Origin of the sequence: Ornithinibacillus bavariensis (assembly GCF_018333235.1) — a bacterium.
In the GTDB taxonomy this organism is placed as follows: domain Bacteria; phylum Bacillota; class Bacilli; order Bacillales; family Amphibacillaceae; genus Ornithinibacillus; species Ornithinibacillus bavariensis.
Genome location: NZ_BORP01000001.1, coordinates 771,053 through 789,159 on the forward strand (window position 1 = coordinate 771,053; position 18,107 = coordinate 789,159).

Genomic DNA, 18,107 nt, shown 5'->3' on the forward strand with positions numbered 1-18,107 from the left:
AGGATGATGTCTCATAGGGGGATAAGCCTTCTATGAGACATCATCTGATACCATGATAAAACTCAAGCGACTTAATGGTGATGAATTTACCTTAAATGCTTTTATGATAGAACAAATTCAATCCTATCCAGATACTACTATTACGTTACTTAATGGCAAAAAAATAGTTGTTAAGGAATCTGAAAAAGAGGTTACTGAACGGATAACATCTTATTATAGGCGGATAGGAATTGTATATTCACTAAGCGAGGTGGAAAGATCAAGTGAGTAAATTAGTAAAAACTATGCTTTTATCACTAGTTATCATTATATTAGTAGGTGTAGTTGCAGCAGTGATAGTTTTAAACGTATTGGAAAAGCGAGATAAGGGCAATGAACAGACCATTGACGAAATTGTCGAGTATTCCTATCAAACACCTGAAATTACAACCGACCTTAGTGATGGAAGTTTTGTTCGAGTGCAATTTCAAATTGTAACTGATGGTAAGAAGGCTAGAAAAGAGATTGAAAAACGTGATTTTCAAGTTAAAAACATTTTAATTAAAGAATTGGCAAAAATGGATGAGGAATCCTTTAAATCCGGATTAAGCGATGTAGAGGATATTCTCCAAGTCGAACTAAATAAAGTAATGAAAAAAGGTAAAGTAGTAGACGTTTATACAATAAGTAAAATTTTACAGTAATTAATATTACTCCGATATGGAGGTGAGTATCTTTGGCAGATGAAGTTCTTTCGCAACATGAAATCGATGCCCTTTTATCCGCATTAACAACTGGAGATATGGATGCAGAAGAGCTTAAAAAAGAAGAAAACGAAAAAAGAGTTCGGGTTTATGATTTTAAACGGGCTCTCAGATTTTCAAAAGACCAAATCCGAAGTATCGGGAGAATTCATGAGAATTATGCGAGGTTATTAACAACGTTATTTTCTTCACAGCTAAGAACCTATGTCAATATTACGGTTGCTTCTGTCGACCAAATTCCATATGAAGAATTTATTCGATCTATACCGAAAGTAACCGTCTTAAATCTCTATAATGTTTCCCCGCTTGATGGACGAATTATTATGGAAGTAAATCCGAATATTGCTTATGGAATGCTTGATAGATTACTAGGTGGTAGAGGAGATTCTATTAATAAGATTGAGAACTTAACGGAAATAGAGACCATACTTATCACACAGTTATTTGATAAAGCGACCCATAGTTTAAAGGAAGCTTGGTCTTCTTTAATTGATATAGATCCAGTTTTAGAGGATTTAGAAATAAATCCACAGTTTTTACAGCTAGTTTCACCAAATGAGACAGTTGTAGTCGTCTCACTCAATACAGCAATTGGAGAAGTTAGCGGTATGATAAATATTTGCATTCCTCACATTGTATTAGAGCCTATTATATCTCGACTCTCTGTACAATATTGGATGCAAAATGCTACTAAGAAACGAGATCCAGAGGCTGTTGATAAGCTTGCTAGAAACATAGAAAAAGTCTTTATCGATGCAAAAGCAATTCTTGGTGAAACAAGAATTAACATGAATGAATTACTAATGCTATCAACTGGTGATTTGATTACCTTAAATCAATCCGTTGATCAGCCGTTGATGTTAAAAATTAATGATGAACCTAAATTCCACGTTCAGCCTGGAAAATATAAAAATAAATTATCTGTACAGGTGTTGGAAGAAATAAGGGAGGAGCCTGAAAATGATGAGTGACGGAATGCTTTCCCAGGATGAAATCGATGCTCTTTTAAACGTAGGGGCTGAAGATGAGCCTGAAAGTACAATCAACAACATGTTAAACAGTAGTGAATATCTTTCAACTATTGAAATAGATGCACTAGGTGAGATTGGAAACATTTCATTTGGAAGCTCTGCTACCACGCTTTCGACACTATTAAATCAAAAAGTAGAAATCACAACACCTAAGGTATCTATTATACATCGAAATCAAATTGAAGAGGATTTTCAGTTTGAACATGTAAGTGTCCAAGTGAATTATGTGGAAGGTTTCTCAGGGAAGAATGTTCTCGTAATTAAAGCTTCAGATGCAGCAGTCATTTCAGACATTATGCTCGGTGGGACTGGTGAGGGACCTTTTGGAGAGCTAAATGAAATTCATTTAAGCGCTGTTCAAGAGGCAATGAATCAGATGATGGGGGCGGCAGCTACTAGTATGTCAACGGTGTTTGATAAACGGGTTGATATATCTCCACCTTCCATTACAGAATCAAACTTTACAGTTGAAGCTGATAACATGCAAGAAGATGTATTTGTAAAAGTTTCCTTCCAACTAAAGGTAGGTCATTTAATCGATTCTAATATTATGCAGTTAATGCCGGTTCATTTTGCCAAACAATTAGTGGAGGATTTAATGAATCAAGACCAGGAATCACATTCTGAAGTAGCTGTATCCTTAGAGGCAAGCGATCATTCGACTTTAGTCCAAGAAGAAACAAATTCATTTGCGACCACGACAATGAATAATCAAATGAATGGAAATGGTAATGTAGGTATGCAACCAATGATGCAAAAAACTAGTCCACAATTTATTGGAAATAATGTAATTCAAACTAATGCTAATATACAGCAAGCAGAGTTTTCTTCCTTTGAACAACAAGAGACTGTAGTTAGTCAACCAAGGAATTTAGATATGCTTCTAGATATTCCACTTAAGGTTACGGTCGAGCTAGGAAGAACAAGGCGTACTGTTAAAGACATTTTAGATTTAACTGCAGGTTCTATTATTGAATTAGATAAGCTTGCAGGTGAACCTGTTGATATTTTTGTTAATGAGAAATTAATAGCTCAAGGGGAAGTAGTAGTCATTGATGAGAACTTTGGTGTACGTGTGACAGATATTATTAGTCAGACGGATCGTTTAATGAAGCTGAAATAATCATACTAGGAGGAAAATTACATGGGTAAACGCATCTTAATCGTAGATGATGCAGCTTTTATGCGTATGATGATAAAGGACATTTTAACAAAAAATGGTTTTGAGGTAGTTGGAGAAGCACAGGATGGTGCACAAGCAGTTGAATTATACAAGGAACTAAACCCTGACCTGGTAACAATGGATATTACCATGCCAGAAATGGATGGAATTTCTGCTCTGAAGAAAATTAGAGAAGCAAATCCAAACGCCAAGGTTATTATGTGCTCTGCAATGGGTCAGCAAGCAATGGTAATTGATGCTATTCAAGCAGGCGCAAAAGATTTTATCGTAAAACCTTTCCAGGCTGACCGTGTTATTGAAGCAATCCAAAAAGCATTGGATTAAGAAACGAGTGGGTTACATTGATTAAAAAAGTTTGGGTGGGGATACTTACAGGATTTCTATTAATTCTCTTAAGTGCCCCTATAGAGATCTTTGCTGATAGTAATATGGTCATTGATATGTTTGACGGGGATGACAACTCTGTTGACAAACAAAATGAAGGAAAAACTACTGAAACGAAAAACGCTCAAAAAAATGACTCAGAGGATACTGGGACTGGGGAACTAGTATTTAATTTAGTAAAAATGGTTTTTGCTCTATTCCTAATTCTTGTTTTAATATACATACTGCTCAAGTTTTTAAATAAACGGAATAAGCTTCTTAATCAAGTGAAGGCTCTAGAGAATTTGGGTGGAATCTCTGTAGGACCTAGCAAATCCATTCAAATAGTTAGAGTAGGAAGTAAGCTATTTCTTGTCGGCGTAGGGGAAGATGTTCAATTACTTGAAGAGATTGAAGATGAACAATTAAAGGCTGAGATATTGAACAGTTATGAGCAACAAAGTTCGATGAAGCCGGGGAATATAATTACCTCATTCCAACAAAAGCTGACAAAGCAAGAAAGGCCATCAAAGGAATCATCCGGGGACTTTCAGCAACTGTTCTCTAGTGAATTAGAGAAATTAAAGCTTAATCGTAAAAAGCTAATGAATAAACATGCCGAGAAGGAAGATTACCATGAATGAATTTATAGATATGTTTTCTAGTTCTGATCCGACTAACGTCTCGACATCTATAAAGCTACTATTATTACTTACAGTCTTTTCATTAGCTCCAGGTATTTTAATATTGATGACTAGCTTTACACGAATCATTATTGTATTGTCATTCGTTCGTACTTCACTTGCTACACAACAGATGCCACCAAATCAAGTGTTAATTGGGCTTGCTTTATTTCTGACATTTTTTATTATGGCTCCTACTTTTAGTGAGGTTTATGAGCAGGGCCTACAGCCGCTATTTAATGAAGAAATAACACTCGATGAAGCATATGACCGTGCAAGTGAGCCAATTAAAAATTTTATGGCAAAGCATACAAGACAAAAGGATCTGGAATTATTCCTAAGCTATGCACAAATTGAGAAACCAGAAAGCATACAAGATGTACCAATTACTGCATTAGTTCCAGCATTTGCAATTAGTGAACTAAAAACAGCATTTCAAATGGGATTTATGATATTTATACCATTTTTAATTATTGATATGGCTGTAGCTAGTATTCTGATGTCCATGGGTATGATGATGTTGCCACCTGTAATGATTTCACTACCGTTTAAAATTTTATTATTCGTCATGGTAGATGGCTGGTACTTAATTACCAATTCCTTGTTGTCAGGATTTTAGTGATTAGACAGTAATATTAAGGAAGGGGTATTTGTAATGAGCAGTGAATTTGTATTAAACATTGCAGAAAAAGGTATTTATACGGTTTTATTAGTGACTGGACCACTGCTTATATTAGCGTTAGCAGTTGGTTTACTTGTTTCAATTTTTCAAGCAACTACACAGATTCAGGAACAAACCCTTGCTTTTATACCTAAAATCGTTGCTGTTTTAGTGGGACTAGTAGTTTTCGGACCATGGATGCTTACGAATATGGTTGAATTTACATTAGATATATTTCAAAATTTAAATCGATTTGTAGGGTAAGCCATGATTGAATTAATTAGTATCAACAATTTCCCAATCTTTCTATTAATATTAGTTCGTGTTTTAGGATTTTTTGTTACGATGCCTTTATTCTCTTATCGCTCAATCTCACTACCATTTCGAATAGGGATTAGTTTCTTTTTAGCTTTTATTATGTTTTATACAGTTGATGCTACTGGGATAACCATCAATGAAATGTATTTCTTTTTACTTTTGAAAGAAATATTAGTTGGAGTTTTAATAGGACTAATTGGCTATATCATTCTATCAGCAGTTCAAGTAGCTGGTGGGTTCATCGATTTTCAAATGGGCTTTGCAATTGCCAACGTAATGGACCCTCAAACTGGGGCACAGAGTCCTATTACGGGTCAATATTTCTATATTATCGCACTTTTATTTTTATTATCGGTCGATGGCCACCATTTGTTAATAGATGGAATAGTAAATAGCTATCAATATATTCCAATCGATTCCTACATACCGTTTCATGATGGAAATTTGGTTGAATTTGTTATTCAGGCATTTAATACGATGTTTCTAATCGCTTTCCAAATATCAATCCCGATAGTTGGATGCTTGTTTTTAGTGGATATTGCGCTCGGTATCGTTTCTAGGACTGTACCGCAATTAAATGTATTTGTTGTAGGACTACCACTCAAAATTCTTGTTAGCTTTATTGCTTTACTTGTTTTTATAAGTCTTTATGTAGTCCTAGTGAAAAATCTCTTTCATATTATGTTTGATACAATTCGTGGGTTAATGCAATTATTTGGAGGTGCTTAACCTTGCTACTAAGATTGGATTTGCAATTTTTTGCAGGCGAAAAAACAGAAAAAGCAACTCCAAAGAGAAAACATGACGAACGAAAAAAGGGAAGAGTGGCGAAGAGCCAAGACGTAAATACAGCATTATTATTACTTTTTTCATTAATTGTTATGGCGATATTTGGAAGCTTTATGAAGGATAATATGCTTGCTTTGTATCAACATTCTTTTACAGAGTATATCCATTGGGAATTAAATGAGAAGACGCTTTTTCAAATTTTTACAGAAGTGGCCATTGAATTATTAAAGATTGTCGGTCCAGTTTTTTTAATTGCAATTATCGCTGGATTTGCCTCGAATTTAATGCAGATAGGATTTTTATTCACAACTGAACCATTAAAGTTTGATTTGAAGAAAATTGATCCAATCCAAGGAGCAAAACGAATCTTTTCTTTACGTGCTATCGTTGAACTGCTTAAATCTATTTTCAAGATAGCAGTTATCGGTACCATTACCTTTTCGATAATTTGGATGTATAAAGATGACATGCTTATGGTAGCTTTTAAAAATGCCGAAAGTGCGCTACAATTCTTTGGTCAAGTAACTCTTGTCATGGGAATTAGTGCCATCATTGCTTTGATGGTATTAGCAGTTTTCGATTATGCATACCAACGCTACGATTTTGAAAAGAATATTCGCATGTCAAAGCAAGATATAAAAGATGAATATAAAAATATTGAAGGTGACCCACTCATTAAATCGAAAATTAAAGAAAAACAGCGCCAAATTGCGATGCGTCGAATGATGAGTGAAATTCCGAATGCTGACGTTGTAATTACCAACCCTACGCATTTTGCTGTTGCTATTAAATATGATGAAACAGAAGCAAGTGCACCCTATGTCATAGGGAAGGGTGTTGATCATATAGCTTTTAAAATTAGGGAAATAGCAAAAGCGAACAATGTAATGACTGTGGAAAACAGGCCTCTTGCTAGATCGCTTTATGCATCGGTAGAAATAGGTGAAGTAATTCCAGAAGAATTCTATCAAGCAGTAGCAGAAATACTAGCTTATGTGTATAGAATGGAGAAAAAAGTTTAACCATTAAGGAGAGACATCCATGAAAGCCCGTGACTTATCTGTTTTAATAGGTGTCATATTAGTAATTGTCATGTTAGTCATCCCGCTACCTGGATGGCTACTTAGCGTACTTATTTTAATAAATATTATTCTAGCGTTAATTGTATTACTAGTTTCCATGAATACTCTGGAACCGTTACAGTTTTCTGTTTTTCCAACGCTATTATTACTATTAACCTTGTTTAGGCTTGCATTGAACGTTTCTACCACACGTTCAATTTTAAGTAATGCAGAAGCTGGTGGAGTAGTAGATACCTTTGGTTCGTTTGTAATTGGTAATAATCCTTTAGTTGGTTTTGTTGTTTTCATTATTTTAGTTATTATCAACTTTTTAGTAATTACAAAAGGTTCGGAACGTGTTTCTGAAGTTGCTGCAAGATTCTCATTAGATGCCATGCCTGGTAAGCAGATGAGTATTGATGCAGACTTAAATGCAGGTTTAATATCTGAGCAAGAAGCTAGAGAGAGACGTAAAAAGGTAGAAAATGAAGCAGATTTTCACGGTTCAATGGATGGTGCTAGTAAGTTTGTAAAAGGTGATGCAATAGCTGGAATTATCATTGTTCTAGTTAATATCGTTTTTGGATTAATTATTGGAATGACGCAAATGGGCTTCTCCTTTCCAGAAGCAATTGATACGTATATGCGATTAACGGTTGGTGATGGACTAGTTAGTCAAATTCCTGCCTTATTAATTTCTACCGCGACAGGTATTGTTGTAACAAGAAGTTCTGCTACAGGAGATAATCTTGGTACCGATGTGAGTGCACAATTATTGCAATATCCAAGATTACTATTTATAGCTGCTGGAACAATATTTTTGCTTGGTTTAACACCAATTAACTTCTTTTTAACGACAACAATTTCTGGTCTGCTAGCAATTGGAGCTTTCTATATGCTACAAAAGAAGAAGGAGCCACTTGTTAAGGATGAAGAAGCAGAAGACCAAGAAGAAACCACCGCACTTAAAACACAAGAAAATGTTATCAATTTATTAAGTATGGACCCAATTGAATTTGAGTTTGGCTATGCTCTCATCCCGTTAGTAGATGCTAAACAGGGTGGAGATTTATTAGACCGGGTTATTATGATTAGGCGACAATTAGCCATTGAACTTGGAATTGTAATTCCTGTAGTAAGAATACGGGATAACATACAACTAAATCCAAATGAATACCGCTTAAAAGTAAAAGGGAATGAAGTTGCTAAGGGAGAGCTACTGCTTGATCATTATTTGGCAATGACTCCAGACATGGATAATGATTTAATTGAAGGTATAGAAACAGTGGAACCAGCATTTGGTCTCCCTGCTAAATGGATTAGTGAGGATTTTAAAGATGAGGCGGAGCTATCCGGATATACTGTTGTAGACCCACCATCGGTTGTTTCAACTCACATTACAGAAGTAATTAAACGACATGCTCATATATTACTCGGTAGACAGGAAACGAAAGAACTGGTTGACCACTTAAAAGAAAATTATCCAATATTAGTAGAAGAGGTAACACCAGATCCGTTGTCTATAGGAGATATTCAAAAAGTACTTGCAAAATTACTCAGGGAAAATGTTTCCATACGAAATCTGCCTATTATTTTTGAAACATTAGCTGATTTTGGGAAGCTAACCAATGATCCTGAGCTTTTAGGAGAATATGTAAGACAAGCGTTATCCATTCAGTTAACAAAACAGTATACGAGTCAGGATAATTCTTTACGTGTCGTAACAGTATCAGGTAAGGTAGAAAAAATAATTGCAGAGAGTATTCAAACTACTGAGCATGGGAATTATTTAGCATTAGATCCAGATACCCAACAGAAGATCATACAGGCAATAAATGAAGAGGTAGAAAAACTAACCCTTCAAGAAGAAAATGCAATTATATTATGTTCTCCTGCAATACGAATGTATTTGAAACAATTACTAGATAGATTTTTACCTCAAGTTATTGTCTTATCCTATAACGAACTAGAACCGTCAGTACAAGTCCAAAGTGTTGGAGTGGTGAATGTAGCATGAAGGTAAAAAAATATATAGCACCAACAATGCCTGAAGCAATGAGCAAAATTCGTAAAGAACTCGGTTCCGATGCAGTTATCTTGAGCTCTAAGGAAATAGAAGAAGGTGGATTTCTAGGGTTCTTTAAGAAACGTAAAATAGAAGTAGTTGCCGCATTGGATAAGGCACCACTTCCATCAAAACAAATAAAAGCAACTGTAAATAAAAATGAGAATAGGTCGAATTATAAGAAGCAACACCTATCAATAGATAATGACATGATGCAAGAGATTAAGAATATGCGACGTATTCTCGAACAACAGGCACATGGTCAAAATAATAAGTTCGAGCTTGATTATCAAGTAGTCTATCAATATCTTCTTGACCAAGAGGTAGATGAGAGGGTAGCTACAAATATTGTAGAAAATGTAAAACAACACCTGACAGAAGTAGGGGCTACTCAGACCCCTGCTAAAATAGCACAGGAATTAAAACTAGAAATAGAAAGACAGTTAGGTGGACTATCATTCGATGGTATTCCTAGTAATGCTAAGGTTATCCATTTTCTTGGTCCAACAGGAGTTGGGAAAACTACTACAATAGCGAAAATAGCGGCGAACAGTATGCTTAAAGACAAAAAGAGTGTAGCATTCATTACGATGGATACATACCGTATTGCAGCTATTGAACAGTTAAAGACATATGCCAAAATTTTAGAAGTACCGGTAGAGGTAGCATACTCCGCGGTGGATTACCATCATGCTATTACAAAGTTTCAGAACTACGATCTAATTTTAGTTGATACAGCAGGAAGAAATTATCGTGATGACAAGTTTGTTAAAGAACTATCAGTAAATATAGACGGACACGATCAGGCTATTAATTTTCTAGTTCTTTCTTTAACAGCTAAATCCAAAGATATGAATGATATTTATCATAGCTTTAGACATATAAAGCTGAATGGATTAATTTTTACAAAAATTGATGAGACAAGACAATACGGGGGTTTACTGAACATACCGTTAGCACACCAAATTGGGATTGCCTATATCACAAATGGCCAGGAAGTTCCCGATAACATTTTAAAACCAACAGAAGAACTCATCAGTGAGTATATAGTAGGTGATCTTATTGATACATGATCAAGCTGATAGTTTAAGAAGACAATTAAAGATGATGAAAACTCCAAAGCACGCCAAGACGATATCTTTTGTAAGTGGAAAGGGTGGAGTTGGAAAATCAAATATAGCAGTTAATTTTTCGCTTTCGCTATGCAAATTGGGAAAAAAAGTACTGTTAATTGATTTGGATATTGGAATGGGCAATGTAGAAATACTTCTTGGGTTACAAGCGAAAAAGACGATAGTAGAAATGTTGCAAGTCAATTTACCTATTACGGATATTATGGAATCAGGACCTATGAATCTATCCTTTATTGCGGGCGGCTCCGGTTTGAGTAATATTTTTTCGATGAGTGGGGAAAAGATGGATTATTTCCTTCAGCAATATGAATCTATTGTACACAAATTTGATTATATTATTTTTGATTTAGGTGCCGGTGCGAGTCAAGCTAGTATTGATTTCGTACTTGCTTCTGATGAATGTATTGTAATTACTACGAGTGAGCCTACTTCCATTACTGATGCTTATAGTATGATTAAACATTTAGTGGCATCAGGGAAAAATATACCAATCCAAATGGTCCTAAACCGTGCTGAAAGTATAAAGAGTGGTTTACGTACGGTGAACCGATTTCAAACAGTAATCGAACGATTTTTAGGAATTGAATTAAAGCTATTGGGAATTTTGCCAGAGGATAAAACAGTTCCTTCTGCAGTCATGAAACAAGCCCCATTTGTACTTACTAATGAAAAGGCACCAGTTGCCAAAGCAATGAAGCAATTAGTAAATAATTATTCTCAAAAGGAGTTAGAAATAGAAAGTGTACACCCAACTTCATTTGTTGAAAGGCTAAAAAATCTCCTAAAGAATAGGTAGGTGAAAAACATGACTCCCATTCGAGTAATTGTCATAGACGACTCTGCTTTTATGCGCAAGATGATTACAGATATATTAGATAGTGACAAACGGATACAAGTAATTGCAACAGCTAGGAATGGGGAAGAAGGAATTAAAAAAATAAAATTGCTTGCACCTGATGTTGTAACCCTCGATGTAGAAATGCCAATTATGGATGGGCTAACAGCTTTGTCATTCATAATGAAGGAACATCCAATTCCTGTAGTCATGCTTTCGAGTTTAACAAAGGAAGGCACTAAAAATACACTCCAAGCTATAACAACCGGAGCAGTCGACTTTATTCAAAAGCCGTCTGGATCAATATCGCTTGATATTGCAACCATTAAGCAAGAGATTGTCAAGAAGGTGGTTGCAGCAGCAAATGTCGATGTTACTAGAAATCAAGCACAGATCGAATCACCAGATCCAGTAGCTAAAAGTAATAAGCAGCGCTATTCGAGGTCAATGGTATTAGTGGGCTCTTCTACCGGGGGACCAAGAGCATTACAGCGTGTCATACTAGATCTTCCTGAAGATTTTACCGCACCGGTATTAATTGTACAGCATATGCCTGCTGGATTTACTAAATCGCTTGCAGAAAGATTAAATAACCTTTCACATTTACATATAAAGGAAGCATCACATGGTGAAATTGTAGCGGATCGAACAGTATATATTGCACCTGGTGGCTTTCATATGAAGCTTAGAAAGGTTGGTACTGCCACTGCAATCGAACTAACTCAGGAAGAAGAAAGATTCGGCCATAGACCGTCTGTTGACGTCCTCTTGGAATCAGCAGCTGAGATAGAAAAAGTCAATAAAATTGTCGTAATACTTACGGGAATGGGTAGTGACGGTTCACGAGGCATTATTTCATTAAAACAAAAAGATCCAGAAATTGTTGTTTTAGCTGAGTCTGAGGATTCAGCCATAATTTATGGGATGCCAAAAGCAGCAGTTAAAACAAATGCTGTAAACCATATCGTACATTTACACCAAATGGGTAATATGATACATGCACTAACCGACAAATCCGGAGGGATGTAGAATGGATACTTCACAGTATTTAGACGTTTTTATTGATGAGAGTAATGAGCATATTGAGGTTCTCTATCAGAAATTACTAGAGCTGGAGAAAAATCCTGGTGAGAAGGCTATTATAGAAGAAATTTTTAGAGCAGCACATACGTTAAAGGGTATGTCAGCTACGATGGGGTTTTCCGATTTAGCAACCTTAACCCACACACTTGAAAATGTTTTTGATGCCATTCGCTATGACAAGGTGCAAGTACAATCTAGTATGATTGATTTATTGGTAGATACAGTTGATAGTCTCAATGCTATGGTAGAGGATATTGCCAGCGGGGGTAAAGGTTCATTGAATATCACAGAAATTGCCAAACAGTTAGAAGCAATTGAAAAAGGGACTATGCCAGTTCAAAGCGATGGATTAACAAATGACAATGTTCAGAAGGAAACCATATCGAACGTTTTCACACAACTAGATGAGTTTGAGCTATCGATCTTAAATGAGTCCCATGAACGAGGTTTTCATAATTATGAGGTAACCGTCCAATTAAGGGAGGACTGTCTTTTAAAAGGTGCTCGCGTATTTATGGTATTTGAGGTTCTTGAACAATTAGGTGAAGTAATTAAATCTGTGCCTTCCGTAAATGATCTGGAAGAGGAAAACTTTGAATCAACATTTTCTATAATACTTGTTAGTAAAAATGAGGAAACCGAAATTGAAGAAAAAATTAAGAAGGTATCTGAAATCGATTCTGTCGTTGTGAATGCTTTTTCGGTAAACCAATATCGTGAATCTATGGCACAACAAGAAGTAGCTAGTGGAATACTAGAAATAGTAGAAACTAATACAGAAGAAAACAAGTCAAAATCTAATACAGTAGATCATGATTCAATAAAAGGAGCACACCAAAAGACAATTCGAGTGAATATTGAAAAACTAGACATCCTAATGAATTTATTCGAGGAGCTTATTATTGATAGAGGACGTCTTGAACAAATCTCTTCAGATTTAAGGAATAATGACCTTCAGGAAACTGTGGAGAGAATGGCTAGGGTTTCTAGTGATCTACAAAATATTATTTTGACCATGCGAATGGTTCCAATTGACCATGTGTTTAGTAGATTCCCGAGAATGGTTAGAAAGCTTGCGAGAGATTTACATAAAAATATAGATTTAGAAATTATCGGTGCTGATACAGAACTGGATAGAACCGTCATAGATGAAATTGGTGATCCAATTGTCCATTTACTTCGTAATGCGGTCGATCATGGTATTGAAACAAAGGAAGAAAGAATAAAGAATGGGAAACCAGAAAAGGGAACCATTACTTTAAAGGCTTATCATAGTGGAAACCATGTTTTTATTGAGATTACTGACGATGGGGCAGGAATTAATAAGGACAAAGTACTTAAAAAGGCAATCGGAAATGGGTTATTAACAGAAAGAGAAGCAGAAACATTACCAGAGCAGAAGATTTACGAATTAATATTAGAGAGTGGTTTCTCCACAGCAGATAAAATTTCAGATATATCTGGACGTGGAGTAGGGCTTGATGTAGTTAAAAATACAATAGAATCACTTGGTGGAAATATTTCCATTAATTCTAGCTTGGGTAACGGATCAGTTTTCTCTATTCAGTTACCACTCACCTTAACGATTATTTCCGTTTTACTCGTAGAACTAAATCAAGAAAAATATGCGATTCCATTGTCATCAATCATTGAAACAGCAATTATCTCCAAAGATCAAATTTTGTCGGCACACCATAAGAGAGTGATTGACTTCCGAGGCAAGGTAGTTCCTTTAATTGACCTAAAGGAAATCTTTAACTGTCCGAATACTAATGAGGATGAATCATACACTTCCATAGTAATTGTTAAAAAAGGCGATAAATTGGCAGCATTGGTTGTTGATTCCTTCATCGGACAACAAGAGGTAGTGTTAAAATCACTTGGTTCTTATTTAAGTAATACATTTGCAATTTCAGGTGCTACCATTCTTGGAGATGGACAAGTCGCACTTATAGTCGATAGCAATGCCATTATAAAATAGGTGAAGAACTGGAGGAAAGTATAATGAGTAACGAGTTAGTAACTGAGAATAAGGTTATAGTTTTTCAATTAAAGGATGAGGAATTTGCTGTATCGGTACAGCAGGTAGGCGGGATTGAACGAATGGTAACTATCACTCGAGTACCGAATACTGCTGACTTTGTTAAAGGAGTAATAAACTTACGTGGAGTCGTTACCCCAATCATTGATTTACGTACACGTCTTGGTATAGAGGAATCTCCTTATAATGAATCGACACGTATTATTATTGTTAATTTGGAAGAGATGGAAGTAGGGCTAATTGTGGATGCAGCTAATGATGTTATGGATATCCCTTCTACTGTTATCGAACCAGCTCCAGAAGTAATCGGTGCGGTTAATGCAGACTACATTGATGGAGTAGCAAAACTAGATAACCGTTTACTAATTCTTTTAGACCTGAAAAAGGTATTAACAAATGAAGAAATCGGCGAGTTGAAAATGGTTGAAGGTCAATAGCATGAAATATGAACAGCTCTCATTAATTCAATTGGATGCGTTAAGAGAAATTGGGAATATTGGGGCTGGCAATGCAGCTACTTCCATGTCAAAACTTATTCAAAAAAAGGTTGATATGGAGGTTCCCAATATCAATATTGTTGCTTTTGATGAAGTAATGGAGATGGTAGGCGGAGCTGAGAACTTGGTTGTCGGAATTCTGTTTGAAATTCATGGGAAAGCACCTGGAATAGTATATCTATTATTTTCTTTGGAGGAAGCGGAACTATTAGTGAAGCAGATGACTAATGACAATAGCATGACCTTATATAACGGTGAAGAACCAAACAGTATTGCCTTTTCTGCACTTCAAGAAGCAGGGAATATTCTAGCAGGATCTTATTTATCTGCACTATCTGATTTTACTAATATCAATATGCAGCCATCCATTCCACATTTAAGCATTGATATGGCAGGAGCTATTTTAACAGTTGGATTACTTCCAATATCTGAATTTACCGATTATGCAATTATTATTAATACTAAAATGAATGATGTCCAGGGAGAACATAATGGTGTTAATGGTCAATTTCTGTTACTACCTTCGCCTGAATCATTCACTAAAATATTTCAGGCTTTAGGTATTCAGGATGATAAATAACGAGCATACAATTGTAAAAGTCGGTATAGCAGATTTAAATATTGTTTCAGCGCCAGACTGTATACGAACAACTGGACTTGGCTCATGTGTTGGGGTCGTATTATATAACCAACCAAAACAGATAGCAGGCATGGCCCATATCATGCTACCGAATTCTAAATTAGCGAAACAAACTAACTTAAATTTATATAAATACGCAGATACAGCAATTGATATTTTAGTAGACCAGCTTTGCCGAAAAGGATTACGTAAGTCCAGTCTACAAGCTAAACTAGCTGGAGGAGCACAAATGTTTCAATTTTCTTCGAATAACGATATGATGCGCATTGGGCAAAGGAATATTGAAGCTGTTTTACAAAAATTAGCAGAACATCATATACCCGTTATTGCATCAGATGTTGGAGGGAATTTCGGAAGAACAATTGAATTCGATCCAGCAACTGCAAATCTTCGAATAAAAACCATTACAAAAGGTGAAGAAATCATATAATGCCTACAAAAATATGGATAGGGAGGAGCATGTCGTTTGGGTACAAAAATCTCTCCTCTGGAACAAGAATTATGGGAACGTTGGAAAAAGCATCAAGATGAAGAAGCAGCCAATGAATTAATTCAAAATTATATGTACTTAGTTTCTTATCATGTTGAAAGAACGATCAGTCACTTACCTAGTACTGTTATGAAAGATGACCTACGTAGTCTAGGGCTATTAGGACTATTCGACGCATTGAAGAAGTTTGATCTTGAGAGGGATCTTAAATTTGATACGTACGCTTCTTTCCGTATACGTGGAGCAATTATTGATGGACTGAGGAAAGAGGATTGGTTACCAAGGTCAATCCGTGAAAAGACAAAAAAAATTGAACAGGTTACACAAATGCTTGAGCAGAAGTATCAACGTGAACCTAGTCTGGAAGAAATTGCAAGCGTACTAGATATCTCACAAGAAGAAGTAGAATCTTATGTACGTGATGCATTGTTTGCGAATATGCTTTCCATAGAGGAAAAACCGAAAGACGGAAATAGCAGTCATAAAGAGGGTATTGGCTATACGATTCCAGATTCAACAAGTATCCAACCAGATGCACATATGGAAAAGGTTGAAGAGTATAAAGAGCTTGCAAAAAGTATTAAAGGTTTGAAAGAAAATGAGCAAATGATTATTAGCTTGTTTTATAACGATGGTCTAACATTTACGGAAATTGGTCAAGTCTTAGGCTTAACTACATCGAGAATATCTCAGATTCATAAAAAAGCTATTTATAAATTGCGTAATACACTGAAAGAAGCTTTATAGTATCTTGATAAAGGAGTGGCATAGCAATGGCAGAACTTAGTCAGCTATTTATATTAAAAGTTTCCAATGATCAAATGATTGCTGAACTCCACTACACAGATGAGTATTTAATGCATCAAGAGCTTAATGTCACGATGGAAGAATTCACGCAATTTCTACATAATAATAAAATTATCTTTGGTTTAGATGAGGGAAGTATTGAAAAGGTGGTCTCTGGGGGGGTTCCTTTAGAAGACTTCCCTATGGTCATTGCACGAGGAATAGAACCAATACCTGGTTTGGACGGGAAAGTGCAGTATACGATTAATTTTAATCCTATGATTGAAAAGGACTTAAATGATGATCGATGGGACTTCCGTGAAGTAATGCGAATCCCTTCTGTAGAAGTAAATCAAATACTTGCTAAACTTATTTTACCAACAGAAGGAACAGATGGGACAAATGTGTATGGTAATTTAGTACGTAGTAAGCCAGGTAAGCCTATTCGGATGAAAGCGGGTAAAAATGTAAGATTTGAGGAAAAATCTTTAACATTTTATTCAGAATCTGTTGGACAAGCAAATGTTCAAGGGAATACGATACATGTTCATCCGGTTTATGAGGTGTCTGATTCACTTTCGATGAAGGAAGGGAATATAGATTTTATTGGTACCGTTATCATAAAGGGGGATGTCCCTTCTGGCTATACCATAAAAGCAGGTGGAGATATTAAAATCTATGGAATGGTTGAAGCTGCTACTGTGAAAGCGGAAGGGTCTGTCTATGTGGCTGAAGGACTAGCAGGTCAGCAAAAAGGAACAATTGAAGCGGGAGAAACAATACAAATAGGCTATATTAATCAAGGTAATGTCTATGCAACGAATAAATTGTTTGTAGAAAATTCTATCCTTCATAGTGAATGTATAGCTGGTGATGAGATTATTTGTCAAAGAGGTAGTGTGATAGGTGGACACTCTTCAGCTGGTAACTCTATCCAAATTAAGCATGTTGGAAATCATATGAATACAAGGACAGAGTTAATTCTTGGTCAAAATCATAAGGAATTACAAGAGACAGAAGAGCTACAAAGCCAAAAAAAAGAAATCGAGGATACGTTAAAAAAGTTAGCGGTTTTAGGTGAAAAATTATCACAAGTACCTAATATAGAATCTAACCCGAAGTTATTCCAGGCTCTCCAGAGACAAAAGGCATCTTACGATAAAAACGTTGAACTTCTGGATTCCATTAAGGAAAAGCTGGAATCGTTAAACCATGAAACGAATGAGAAGTATGCTAAACTAATCGTAATAGGTAATATATTTGCTAATACAGTTGTAGCATTTGGAAAATATAAGCGAATGATTGACACATCATATAATAAGGTTCAATTTGAGCTAGTACGAAACGAAATATATATGCGTTCTCTGGAGGATTCTTTCGCTTAAAGGAAGTGAAGGTTATGAGTTGGAAATCTGTTGAAATGCAGGTTGCGCTTCCTAGAACAACAGATGCGGGAAAATTTCAGGATCAAATACTAAAGCAAAATCAGCATTTCCAGGAGGCACTTGCCCAAACACAGGTCATTCAAGAAAATCAAAAAAGAAAAAAAGTACAAGAATTTGAAGACATTCATTTACTAAAGGATGATAAATCGGAAACAAATCAGAAAATCAATCAGGATCAGGCCAAAGAAGAATTAAAAACCAATAACCAGAATATACAACATCCATATTTAGGTAATCACTTTGATAGTAGGAGTTAACAT

General features: G+C 35.7%; 21 protein-coding genes. All 21 read left to right on the forward strand.

Features of this window, described 5'->3' with window-relative positions; all coding sequences use genetic code 11:
* Positions 1–52: 52 nt before the first annotated feature.
* The 21 genes from KI338_RS03895 to KI338_RS03995 are packed head-to-tail and all read left to right on the forward strand — an operon-like array spanning position 53 to position 18,104.
* Positions 53–271, forward strand: coding sequence for a flagellar FlbD family protein (locus KI338_RS03895; RefSeq protein ID WP_212919645.1), 219 nt, complete (start codon positions 53–55; stop codon positions 269–271).
* Positions 264–683: a flagellar basal body-associated protein FliL gene (gene fliL / locus KI338_RS03900; protein WP_212919646.1), complete on the forward strand. Its 420-nt coding sequence runs from the start codon at positions 264–266 to the stop codon at positions 681–683. Before KI338_RS03895 ends, fliL begins: the two co-directional genes overlap by 8 nt.
* Positions 684–715: 32 nt before the next feature.
* Positions 716–1,714, forward strand: coding sequence for a flagellar motor switch protein FliM (fliM, locus tag KI338_RS03905; RefSeq protein ID WP_212919647.1), 999 nt, complete (start codon positions 716–718; stop codon positions 1,712–1,714).
* Positions 1,704–2,897, forward strand: a complete 1,194-nt coding sequence (gene fliY / locus KI338_RS03910; RefSeq protein ID WP_212919648.1) for a flagellar motor switch phosphatase FliY — start codon at positions 1,704–1,706, stop codon at positions 2,895–2,897. The genes fliM and fliY overlap by 11 nt, the downstream gene beginning before the upstream one ends.
* A 21-nt stretch (positions 2,898–2,918) precedes the next feature.
* Entirely contained in the window at positions 2,919–3,281 is a 363-nt protein-coding gene (locus KI338_RS03915; protein WP_212919649.1) for a response regulator, read from the forward strand.
* 17 nt (positions 3,282–3,298) lie between these two features.
* Positions 3,299–3,964 (forward strand): flagellar biosynthetic protein FliO, encoded by a 666-nt coding sequence (locus KI338_RS03920; RefSeq protein ID WP_244853328.1) that lies wholly within the window; start codon positions 3,299–3,301, stop codon positions 3,962–3,964.
* On the forward strand, positions 3,957–4,622 hold the full coding sequence (gene fliP / locus KI338_RS03925; protein ID WP_212919650.1) for a flagellar type III secretion system pore protein FliP: 666 nt from the start codon (positions 3,957–3,959) through the stop codon (positions 4,620–4,622). The genes KI338_RS03920 and fliP overlap by 8 nt, the downstream gene beginning before the upstream one ends.
* A 36-nt stretch (positions 4,623–4,658) precedes the next feature.
* Positions 4,659–4,928, forward strand: a complete 270-nt coding sequence (fliQ, locus tag KI338_RS03930) for a flagellar biosynthesis protein FliQ (RefSeq protein ID WP_212919651.1) — start codon at positions 4,659–4,661, stop codon at positions 4,926–4,928.
* A gap of 3 nt (positions 4,929–4,931) precedes the next feature.
* Positions 4,932–5,711: a flagellar biosynthetic protein FliR gene (gene fliR / locus KI338_RS03935; RefSeq protein ID WP_212919652.1), complete on the forward strand. Its 780-nt coding sequence runs from the start codon at positions 4,932–4,934 to the stop codon at positions 5,709–5,711.
* 2 nt (positions 5,712–5,713) lie between these two features.
* A complete protein-coding gene (gene flhB, locus KI338_RS03940) occupies positions 5,714–6,793 on the forward strand; it encodes a flagellar biosynthesis protein FlhB (RefSeq protein ID WP_212919653.1) in 1,080 nt (359 codons plus the stop codon).
* Positions 6,794–6,812: 19 nt separating this feature from the next.
* Positions 6,813–8,849 (forward strand): flagellar biosynthesis protein FlhA, encoded by a 2,037-nt coding sequence (gene flhA, locus KI338_RS03945; RefSeq protein ID WP_212919654.1) that lies wholly within the window; start codon positions 6,813–6,815, stop codon positions 8,847–8,849.
* Positions 8,846–9,970, forward strand: a complete 1,125-nt coding sequence (gene flhF / locus KI338_RS03950; RefSeq protein WP_212919655.1) for a flagellar biosynthesis GTPase FlhF — start codon at positions 8,846–8,848, stop codon at positions 9,968–9,970. The genes flhA and flhF overlap by 4 nt, the downstream gene beginning before the upstream one ends.
* On the forward strand, positions 9,951–10,826 hold the full coding sequence (locus tag KI338_RS03955) for a MinD/ParA family protein (protein WP_244853331.1): 876 nt from the start codon (positions 9,951–9,953) through the stop codon (positions 10,824–10,826). The genes flhF and KI338_RS03955 overlap by 20 nt, the downstream gene beginning before the upstream one ends.
* Before the next feature lie 9 nt (positions 10,827–10,835).
* Entirely contained in the window at positions 10,836–11,894 is a 1,059-nt protein-coding gene (locus tag KI338_RS03960; RefSeq protein ID WP_212919657.1) for a protein-glutamate methylesterase/protein-glutamine glutaminase, read from the forward strand.
* Between the two features lies 1 nt (position 11,895).
* Positions 11,896–13,929 carry a chemotaxis protein CheA gene (locus KI338_RS03965; RefSeq protein ID WP_212919658.1) on the forward strand — a complete coding sequence of 678 codons (2,034 nt, stop codon included), beginning with the start codon at positions 11,896–11,898 and terminating at the stop codon, positions 13,927–13,929.
* A gap of 23 nt (positions 13,930–13,952) precedes the next feature.
* Positions 13,953–14,426: a chemotaxis protein CheW gene (locus KI338_RS03970; protein WP_212919659.1), complete on the forward strand. Its 474-nt coding sequence runs from the start codon at positions 13,953–13,955 to the stop codon at positions 14,424–14,426.
* Between the two features lies 1 nt (position 14,427).
* Positions 14,428–15,066, forward strand: a complete 639-nt coding sequence (locus KI338_RS03975) for a chemotaxis protein CheC (protein ID WP_212919660.1) — start codon at positions 14,428–14,430, stop codon at positions 15,064–15,066.
* Positions 15,056–15,556 carry a chemotaxis protein CheD gene (locus tag KI338_RS03980; protein ID WP_212919661.1) on the forward strand — a complete coding sequence of 167 codons (501 nt, stop codon included), beginning with the start codon at positions 15,056–15,058 and terminating at the stop codon, positions 15,554–15,556. Before KI338_RS03975 ends, KI338_RS03980 begins: the two co-directional genes overlap by 11 nt.
* A 36-nt stretch (positions 15,557–15,592) precedes the next feature.
* The gene (locus KI338_RS03985; protein ID WP_212919662.1) at positions 15,593–16,363 is read left to right on the forward strand and encodes a FliA/WhiG family RNA polymerase sigma factor; all 771 of its coding nucleotides are present in this window, start codon (positions 15,593–15,595) and stop codon (positions 16,361–16,363) included.
* A gap of 26 nt (positions 16,364–16,389) precedes the next feature.
* The gene (locus tag KI338_RS03990) at positions 16,390–17,787 is read left to right on the forward strand and encodes a flagellar assembly protein A (RefSeq protein WP_212919663.1); all 1,398 of its coding nucleotides are present in this window, start codon (positions 16,390–16,392) and stop codon (positions 17,785–17,787) included.
* Positions 17,788–17,801: 14 nt separating this feature from the next.
* Positions 17,802–18,104 (forward strand): hypothetical protein, encoded by a 303-nt coding sequence (locus KI338_RS03995; RefSeq protein WP_212919664.1) that lies wholly within the window; start codon positions 17,802–17,804, stop codon positions 18,102–18,104.
* Positions 18,105–18,107: the final 3 nt, after the last annotated feature.

Coding starts and splice junctions, on each gene's coding strand:
- flhA (WP_212919654.1), top strand. CDS start 6,813: ATGAAAGCCCGTGACTTATCTGTTTTAATAGGTGTCATATTAGTAATT.
- KI338_RS03970 (WP_212919659.1), top strand. CDS start 13,953: ATGAGTAACGAGTTAGTAACTGAGAATAAGGTTATAGTTTTTCAATTA.
- fliQ (WP_212919651.1), top strand. CDS start 4,659: ATGAGCAGTGAATTTGTATTAAACATTGCAGAAAAAGGTATTTATACG.
- fliP (WP_212919650.1), top strand. CDS start 3,957: ATGAATGAATTTATAGATATGTTTTCTAGTTCTGATCCGACTAACGTC.
- KI338_RS03995 (WP_212919664.1), top strand. CDS start 17,802: ATGAGTTGGAAATCTGTTGAAATGCAGGTTGCGCTTCCTAGAACAACA.
- KI338_RS03960 (WP_212919657.1), top strand. CDS start 10,836: ATGACTCCCATTCGAGTAATTGTCATAGACGACTCTGCTTTTATGCGC.
- KI338_RS03965 (WP_212919658.1), top strand. CDS start 11,896: ATGGATACTTCACAGTATTTAGACGTTTTTATTGATGAGAGTAATGAG.
- KI338_RS03990 (WP_212919663.1), top strand. CDS start 16,390: ATGGCAGAACTTAGTCAGCTATTTATATTAAAAGTTTCCAATGATCAA.
- fliY (WP_212919648.1), top strand. CDS start 1,704: ATGATGAGTGACGGAATGCTTTCCCAGGATGAAATCGATGCTCTTTTA.
- KI338_RS03895 (WP_212919645.1), top strand. CDS start 53: ATGATAAAACTCAAGCGACTTAATGGTGATGAATTTACCTTAAATGCT.
- flhF (WP_212919655.1), top strand. CDS start 8,846: ATGAAGGTAAAAAAATATATAGCACCAACAATGCCTGAAGCAATGAGC.
- fliR (WP_212919652.1), top strand. CDS start 4,932: ATGATTGAATTAATTAGTATCAACAATTTCCCAATCTTTCTATTAATA.
- KI338_RS03915 (WP_212919649.1), top strand. CDS start 2,919: ATGGGTAAACGCATCTTAATCGTAGATGATGCAGCTTTTATGCGTATG.
- KI338_RS03975 (WP_212919660.1), top strand. CDS start 14,428: ATGAAATATGAACAGCTCTCATTAATTCAATTGGATGCGTTAAGAGAA.
- KI338_RS03980 (WP_212919661.1), top strand. CDS start 15,056: ATGATAAATAACGAGCATACAATTGTAAAAGTCGGTATAGCAGATTTA.